This is a genomic window from Microvirga zambiensis WSM3693 (assembly GCF_016735695.1).
GTDB lineage: Bacteria > Pseudomonadota > Alphaproteobacteria > Rhizobiales > Beijerinckiaceae > Microvirga > Microvirga zambiensis.
In genome coordinates this window covers 1-1,475 of record NZ_JAERQD010000184.1, presented here as the reverse complement: position 1 = coordinate 1,475, position 1,475 = coordinate 1, and the positions used below count along the sequence as shown (strand labels likewise).

Sequence of the window (1,475 nt, the reverse complement as noted above, 5' to 3'; positions counted from 1 at the left end):
GACGGCAGCGAGGTCATCCCGCTGCCGACAAACAGCGCCGCCTGATCGGCCCCATCACCTAAATTCCGTCATAGCTGGCTGGAGCGATATGACCGGCGGGCTGGCGATCACGAGGTGCCGCAAGGCGAGGCGAAGCGGCGCGCCCACGCCGAGCAGATCGGTCGCGATGGTCATCAGTTGCTTGCGGCCATCATGGCTCCTGGTGCGCCAATATGGCTGCGACAGATCCCGGCTGTTGAGTTGTTGCGGCAGGCCTGGGTCCAGAACTTCTGCCTGATCGACGATGCTCCGACCACAGGAACTGCGGCGCCACTTCGGGTGCGGTGGCGGACTGATCAGGAGGGGTTTCCACCCTCCTTGCTGATGGTCGCCTCGCCCTACGATCCGCAGGTGCACTACGCCAAGAAGCAATCAACGATCTGGATCGGCTACAAGGTGCATCTGACCGAGACGTGCGACGAAGGGGGACCACACCTGATAACGCACGTGGCGACCACGCCGGCACCCGTCGTTGATCGCGACGCGCTCGAGGACATCCATGCGGCGCTCGAAGCCAAGGGTCTGCTGCCCGATATCCATCTGGCCGATGCCGGTTATGTTGCGGCTGACCAGCTTGTCGCCAGCCGGAAGAAAGGCGTCACGCTTTTAGGGCCGGCTCCCAAGGATTATCAGTGGCAGGTCCGGTCAGGCGAGGGCTTCACGATGCAGGACTTCCTCCTCGATTGGGAGCGGGAAGTCGCGACCTGCCCGGCCGGGCATCAGAGCAAGAGCTGGAGTCCCGACTACCATCAGATGTAGTAGTCGGTATTTGATCTGACACTTGGCGTCCGAGAGTTGGTCGGGCCTATCTGTCCGATGTTGTGTTCAAGCTGCGATCATCTTCTCCTTCGCTAATGGGATTGCATCCAAGAAGGTCTGCATCGGCGTCTTGCCAAAGCACCACCGGCCCTGGTGCGGCCGTTCCTCATTATAACTCCTCACCCAAGCATCAAGATCGCTCTGCAATTCGGCAATTGAGCCGTAGATCTTCTTGCGGAAGGCCACGCGATAGAACTCGTCCAGCACCGTCTTATGGAAGCGTTCCACGATGCCATTCGTCTGCGGGCTCTTGGTCTTGGTGCGGGTGTGATCCACGTCCTCGACCGCGAGATACAGCTCGTACTCGTGCCGCTCGGGATTGCCGCAGTATTCGGTGCCGCGGTCGGTGAGCACGCGACACAGCTTCACATCATAGGCATCAAAGAAGGGAAGAACCCGATCGTTGACCAGGTCGGCGGCGGTGATCGGCGTCTTGCGGTCGTACAGTTTGGCGAACACCACTTTGGTGTAGGTGTCGATGAAGGTCTGCTGGTAGATCCGCCCCACCCCTTTCATCGTGCCGACGTAAAAGGTGTCCTGCGCCCCACAGTAGCCGGGGCACTCGCTCTCGAACTCGCCGTGCGCGTCCTTCTCGGCCTTGGCCTTCTCCAGGGCTG

The 1,475-nt window shown here is 60.8% G+C and carries 1 protein-coding gene and 1 pseudogene; one reads left to right on the top strand and one right to left on the bottom strand.

The annotated features are described in order from the left end of the window. Positions 1-72 precede the first annotated feature (72 nt). Positions 73-792, top strand: a pseudogene (locus JKL46_RS34760) (IS5/IS1182 family transposase); the annotation flags it as partial. 72 nt (positions 793-864) lie between these two features. On the opposite strand, the gene JKL46_RS34755 reads toward JKL46_RS34760, so the two are convergent. After that, on the bottom strand, positions 865-1,475 hold a 611-nt coding region (locus JKL46_RS34755), incomplete at its 5' end, for an integrase core domain-containing protein (protein WP_201843009.1).